This is a genomic window from Thermodesulfobacteriota bacterium, from assembly GCA_036482575.1.
In the GTDB taxonomy this organism is placed as follows: Bacteria; Desulfobacterota; GWC2-55-46; order GWC2-55-46; family JAUVFY01; genus JAZGJJ01.
Genome location: JAZGJJ010000094.1, coordinates 1 through 6,162 on the forward strand (window position 1 = coordinate 1; position 6,162 = coordinate 6,162).

Genomic DNA, 6,162 nt, shown 5'->3' on the forward strand with positions numbered 1-6,162 from the left:
ATTACCTCCCCTATGAGATCCGCGTCCCCTCCGGGGTCTATAACCACGGCCTCGCGCGAGGCCGTGTCCCACACGACGTAGCAGTTCACATCGAGCGCCCCCACGACGAGCCTCTTTACCCCGAACCCGTCACCACAGGCTATGTTTTCCATGTTTTCCATGTTTTCCGCAGCTTCTTCGTCCAAACCCGCCTCCTTAAAGGAATTTCGATTCTATCAACAAAAGGGGTGGTGGTCAAGGTGCTGCCGCACGGTTAACGTGTATGCGCCCCCATTGCAACTTTCATGCGCACACCCCGAACGGTCGCCTCGGAATTGAAACACCCTCAGGGTGCCATGCAGCACGGAGATATCCATTGAATTCGGGGCCGTCATGTGTTTGAATGGGGGCGCGAACTATACAGGAGACGGAAAATGCCACGGAACCACACTCTTACGACATTTAGAAGATACGCGCCTCTTGCGCTCCTCTCGGCCATGCTGCTCTTTCCGGTTGGCTGTGGAAATCAGGAGGAAGCCGCACCCGCACCCCAGGACAAGACGGAGACGGAGCACCTCGTAGCCGTCGGCTCGCAGTGGTACGGACACATACCCGTCTGGGTCGGTATGGAGCGGGGAATCTTCAAAGACGCGGGCTTCCACGTGGAGTGGCGCTTCATAGGAAAGAGCATGGACCGGCTCAACGCCATCTCTTCGGGCGAGGCCCAGTTCGCGAGCCTCGGCGAGATAGCAATGCTGAGCGCCATGGCCCACGGCAACACGCGCTTCTACTGGGTCGGCAACCAGGACATAGCTCCGGGCTTCGAGGGCATGGTGGCGAAGCCCGGTATAAAGAGCTTCGAGGAGCTTCGGGGGAAGAAGGTCGGCTTCCCGTTCGGCTCGTCCGTGGACATAACGGCCCGCATGCTCCTTAAGGAGAACGGGCTCGACCCGAATAAAGACGTGGAACTCGTTAACCTCGAGGTGGGCGACGTACCGGCCGTCTTCCGCGCGGGCAACGTCGCCGCCGCCCTCATCTGGGAGCCGGGCTTCTCGCAGTTAAAGGAGGTCGAGGGCGCAACGGTGCTCGGCATGGACACCGACACGGAGGTCTACAAGAAGTTCGGCACCATGACCGGCCCGGACGTGCTCGTAATCGGCAGCGAATGGGTGGACGCGGACGTCGAGCGCGCCAAGCGCTTCATGGCCGCCTACTTCGAGGCGCTCGACTGGGTCAAGGCCAACACCGGAGAAGCCGCCGCACTCGTGCAGGGCACCTACATCCAGCAGGATATTGAGATCATAAAGGCCAACATCGGAAAGTTCGTCTGGCACGGCGCGGCCGACCAGAAGAGTGTTATGAGCGACACGGGCATCTTCGGCCAGGCCGAGTACGTGATCGACATACTGCTCGACGACATAAAGGCCATACCCGAGAGACCCGAGTTCAGGAAGTGGGTCAGGATGGATATAGTCCCGCCGGACATAGCACCCCCGGACATAATCCAAACGGACGGCCCGTAACCTTCTCTCCCCTTCACCTTACCTTATGGACAGAAAGCCTTACGACTTATGGCAACTCGCCGTTATCGGCTCCGCGGGCCTTCTGGTCTTCCTCGGCCTGTGGGAGGCGGTGGTGCGGGCGGGGCTGATAGATCCGTTCTTTCTGCCGCCGCCATCGAAGGTACTGCTCCGGATGAAAGAACTCTCGACCGGGCCGGACGCCGTACTCTTAAGCGACATCCGGGTTAGCGCCGGCCGTGTACTTACGGGCTTCGTCCTGAGTGCCGCGATTGGCGTGCCGTGCGGCCTTATAATGGGCATGAGCCCCTTTATACGGGCGCTCTTCAACCCGATAATCTCGATTATACGGCCGCTCCCCGCGCTCAGCTGGATACCGCTTTCCATGCTCTGGCTCGGCATAGGAGAGGAGCAGAAGTACGCGATAGTCTTCATGGGCTGCTTCGCCTCGGTACTCGTCTATACCACCGACGCCACCATGCGGGTGGACCCGATACTTACCCGCGCCGCGCGTAACCTCGGGGCCTCACACTCCCAGGTCATACTACACGTCGTGCTCCCCGGCGCTCTGCCGAACATCCTTAGCGGCCTCAAGGTGGTGCTCGCCATCGCATGGACCTGCGTCATATCGGCGGAGATGGTCGGGGCCAACAGCGGCCTCGGCTTCCGCATCTGGACGGCCAAGGAGTGGTCGGATACGGGACAGGTGCTCGTCGGGATGCTCGCGATAAGCCTTACCGTACTGCTCCTCGATATCGTCTTCAAGGGGGCTGAAAAGTTCCTGCTCCCGTGGCAGAGGCAAGGAGGCGGACAGTAATGGCCGAACCCCTTATACGTATAGACGCGGTATCAAAAATATTTCCCACGAGGAAGGGCGAGGTCGGTGCGGTAAAGGAGTTCTCCTTCGACGTCGCGCGCGGCGAGGTGGTCTGCGTTGTCGGGGCCTCGGGCTGCGGCAAGAGCACGCTCCTTAATATGCTCGCGGGCTTCATAACGCCGAGCGCCGGGAAGATAGTCCTCGACGAGAAGGAAATAACCGGAGTCGAACCCCGGTGCGGCATGATATTCCAGAGCTACGCGCTCTTCCCCTGGATGACGGTCCTGGATAACGTGGCCTTCGGCGCGCGCCTCAAGGGTGAGGCGAAAACCGCGCGCTACGAAAAAGCAATGAAGTGGATAGAGATGGTAGGCCTAACGGGATTCGAGGACGCCTACCCAGGAGAGCTGTCCGGCGGCATGCAGCAGAGGGTTGCCCTGAGCCGCGCTCTCGCTAACGAGCCGGACGTGCTGCTGTGCGACGAGCCGTTCGCCGCACTCGACGCCATGACCCGCCAGATCATGCAGCAGGAACTATTAAAGATCGTCCGGGAGTCCGGCAAGACCGTGATATTCATAACGCACTCCATAGACGAGGCGCTCATCTTAAGCGACCGGCTCGTCGTCATGAGCGCCCGGCCGGGCCGGGTCAAGGCGGTCTACGATAACGACCTCCCCCGCCCGCGGAAGATGGACGTGCAACTTACCGATAGATTTCTGGAACTGAAACGCGAGGTATGGGATCTGGTGCAGGAGGAGGTCTTGGGCAGCATGGCTCAGAGGGGTTGAGGCGGGAGGATTGGGGATTGCAGATTGCGAATTGCGGATTTGTTTTTTATTCCACAATCCGGACTCCGTAATCCACACTTGAGCTCGCCGTAAAACTTAGGGGTTGAAAATCAGGAGAAAAAGGAGTAAAAGTTAATAGGTTACAAGTAGGAAAATAAATCTGCCCCCTTTCTTACTTTTTTTACTGGGGTTTTTGGCCTGGCATCTAAAGTAGCACTTAAGTTATGGATGAATATCGTTCAAAGTATACGGAGAGAGGGCCAGACTCCTCAAGAATCAAAAATAAGGATGAGTGCTTTCTGCTTTCAGAAGAGCACGGAGTTGTTCAGATAAAAATCGCGCCAATCAGTGATCTTGTTTGTGGCATGCCGCCACAAGACCTAAGTGAAAGGAACTCCGATAGAGCTAAATTCATTTGGGTCATCCAAAAAGATTCATCACCAAGGATCCTGGAAAAGTCTGGAAAGGTTGAATTTCTTGAGAGCAAAAGGGCAACACATACAAACTTGACCGGTGGCAAAAAGGCCTATTGTGGTGGGGAAATATGGTTTCAGTCAGAAGATACTATTTACATTTCTGGTGCATCGGGTAGGTACCCTCCACGGGATTCGCAAGAACTTGAGGATATTTGTGATGCATTTCGTCGTTTGGGATATAAGGTAGCAAGTCTAGGATGGGATTCAGATCGTAATTGGCCTTATAGTCTTGCAAGGGGAGAATATGTCCACACCTGATAATAAATTGGAAAGTATTTTTGGAGCAGAAAGTAGCGGAACAACCGCAGAGGAGCGCGCGAGATCATCAAAGAGAATATTCGTGCGGAGTCAAGATGAATTATCGATATGTAGAGAAGGGGCACAAGGCAGGCAGTTATCTGCATGGGAAGCACTGCAGACTTTTAGGTTAGACGTATTGGAAAAAGCATTTTTTGACGGTACTGCTATTCTTGTGGAATCGAAAGAAGAGCCTGCACGAACATTCAAGGCACGCAGAGAAGCGCTAGGCCTGACCGATGAAGATATTTCTAATGCTTTGGGTTTGCCTGTAGACCAAATTAATACTATCGAAAATCCAAAGAAAAGAAATCCTATACGCGACTTAGAGCTTGTAGCACAATACCTCGGCCTTGATGAGAGAAAAATTGCTTTTCAAGGGGGGCTTAAGGGGGACAACCCTCTTGCATTGCGCCTAAAGACTCTGAGAGAAGAAAGAAACTTGAATTCAAAAACAGTTATTTCATTTTCTGAAGCTGCTTGGCTCATTGCCATTGAAGATCGTCTTCGGGAATGGCTAAAAATTAAAAGGAATGAAGCAGTCAGTAAATTTTTACCAAATGATGATTTAGGTGATGCTTCTTATCGGGCGTGGCAAATCGGATATGACTTGGCTGAGAAAACACGTGATAAACTGGGGATTGCTCAGGATGCGCCAATTAGTAGCTTGCGCGAACTATGCATAGACAAATTGGCTTTACCTGTAATCCAATCTGAATTGCCCGATTCCATAGCCGGTGCTACAGTTGCTAACAATGAATTGCGCGGTATCGTTGTTAATATTTCGGGGAGGAATGAAAATGTTTGGATACGTAGAGCGACGATAGCTCATGAGCTTGGACATTTGCTCTGGGATCCAGATCAGAATTTAGAGCGTATCCGAGTTGACCAGTATGATGAAATTGATAAAGCATGGTCATCCGACATAGGAATAGACTACGTTGAACAAAGAGCTAACGCTTTTGCTGCTGAATTTCTAGCACCTCAAAGGGTCGCTGCAAAAATTTATAAGAAAGAAGGCAGCCTTAGAGCAGTTATGGAAAATTTTGGTGTTAGCTTTACGTTAGCACGGTATCAGGTTTGGAATGGCTTATATAGGACTGAAGACCTTGATTCGTTTGTTGCTGAAAATACCGACCCGACAGATGAATGGAAAGGACGCGAATCATTTACAACTGATTATTTCCCGATTGAAAGTGTGCCGATTAGTAGAAGAGGATTTTTCGCAGGGGTTGTTGTTTTGGCGGAACAGGAGAATCTAATTTCCAAAGATACTGCTATGCAATATTTACGTTGTTCAGAAGATGAATACAATGCGTCTAAAGATTCAATTCCAGGGCTTTTCGATCTCACTTAGTTGCACCTAACCTGACAGTTTCTCTACCCCTTATGGGGGAAATAAGGCCAACGCCCGTTTTCTGCAAGTCTTTGAATCCTGTTCACCCTCCCACAGGAAGACAAATCCCAATTGCCAAGCCACAAGTCTCAAGCAGTATAGAAACCCCGAGATCCTGAAATAAATTCAGGATGACAACCTTCAACTTCACCCTTCGACAGGCTCAGGGCGAACGGGGGGGGAAGGACGGAGTTACTGTGGCCCGTCACGGGCCGCCGGACCTCAATAAGCTTTCCCGCGCGGGAGTATCGCGTAGACATAGATGCGCTTCTTTTCCCTGTCCGGTGTGAAAAGCACCCTCCACTCCCCGACCCTCAGGCGGTAGTCCCCCTTAAGCTCTCCGGTAAGCGGCCTGACGTTGGGCTGCAGCAAGGGGTCCCGCTCCTTTTCGAGGGACTTTAAGGCGGTCTTGACCCTCTCCCTCGTCTTCCCGTCGAGCTTCAGGTACTGCTTCTCGGAGGCAGGCTTTAGCTCAATCCGCCAGATCTTCAAGCCCCTTGCCCTTTACCCCTTTGCTGACTTCCTCCTTGCCCTTGTTAATGGCCTCGATCCAGTCGGGCCGGGAGAGGAGTTCGAGGGTCTCCCTGTGTCTATCGATGTACTCGTCTATGAGGCCGGTGAGGATCTCTTTTATCTCGGTCTTTTCCAGCCCCGCTATGACCTTCAGGATGTCCCTCTTTTCCTCGGGTATTCGCACTGTCGCGGTCCCCATGATGTCACCTCCCTTCCTTAGCCCCATGTCCAGGCTACTAATAGCATACTCCACTAAGCGCTTAGTGTCAAGGTACGAACCGGCGTTTGGTGCGTGACGCACAGCTATAACTCCGTCCTTACCCCGCCCCCCCCACCCCCGTACCCCGGAGCCGGCCCAGAGCAAAGGCGGATGGCC

At 53.5% G+C, this 6,162-nt stretch carries 8 protein-coding genes; 5 read left to right on the forward strand and 3 right to left on the reverse strand.

Annotated features, from left to right (window positions below; genetic code table 11):
• Positions 1-185 (reverse strand): hypothetical protein (locus V3W31_04105; protein ID MEE9614126.1); only part of this gene is annotated, 185 nt, incomplete at its 3' end.
• Between the two features lie 228 nt (positions 186-413).
• Between V3W31_04105 and V3W31_04110 the strand changes: the two genes are divergently transcribed.
• From V3W31_04110 to V3W31_04130, 5 genes are all read left to right on the forward strand, one after another.
• Positions 414-1,502, forward strand: coding sequence for an ABC transporter substrate-binding protein (locus V3W31_04110; GenBank protein MEE9614127.1), 1,089 nt, complete (start codon positions 414-416; stop codon positions 1,500-1,502).
• 25 nt (positions 1,503-1,527) lie between these two features.
• Positions 1,528-2,316: an ABC transporter permease gene (locus V3W31_04115; GenBank protein ID MEE9614128.1), complete on the forward strand. Its 789-nt coding sequence runs from the start codon at positions 1,528-1,530 to the stop codon at positions 2,314-2,316.
• Positions 2,316-3,104 (forward strand): ABC transporter ATP-binding protein, encoded by a 789-nt coding sequence (locus V3W31_04120; GenBank protein ID MEE9614129.1) that lies wholly within the window; start codon positions 2,316-2,318, stop codon positions 3,102-3,104. The genes V3W31_04115 and V3W31_04120 overlap by 1 nt, the downstream gene beginning before the upstream one ends.
• A gap of 224 nt (positions 3,105-3,328) precedes the next feature.
• Positions 3,329-3,838, forward strand: a complete 510-nt coding sequence (locus V3W31_04125) for a hypothetical protein (protein ID MEE9614130.1) — start codon at positions 3,329-3,331, stop codon at positions 3,836-3,838.
• Positions 3,825-5,234, forward strand: coding sequence for an XRE family transcriptional regulator (locus V3W31_04130; GenBank protein ID MEE9614131.1), 1,410 nt, complete (start codon positions 3,825-3,827; stop codon positions 5,232-5,234). Before V3W31_04125 ends, V3W31_04130 begins: the two co-directional genes overlap by 14 nt.
• Positions 5,235-5,495: 261 nt before the next feature.
• Here the strand turns inward: V3W31_04130 and V3W31_04135 are convergent, their stop codons facing one another.
• Positions 5,496-5,765, reverse strand: a complete 270-nt coding sequence (locus V3W31_04135; protein MEE9614132.1) for a type II toxin-antitoxin system RelE/ParE family toxin — start codon at positions 5,763-5,765, stop codon at positions 5,496-5,498.
• On the reverse strand, positions 5,746-5,985 hold the full coding sequence (locus tag V3W31_04140) for a hypothetical protein (protein ID MEE9614133.1): 240 nt from the start codon (positions 5,983-5,985) through the stop codon (positions 5,746-5,748). The genes V3W31_04135 and V3W31_04140 overlap by 20 nt, the downstream gene beginning before the upstream one ends.
• Positions 5,986-6,162 lie beyond the last annotated feature (177 nt).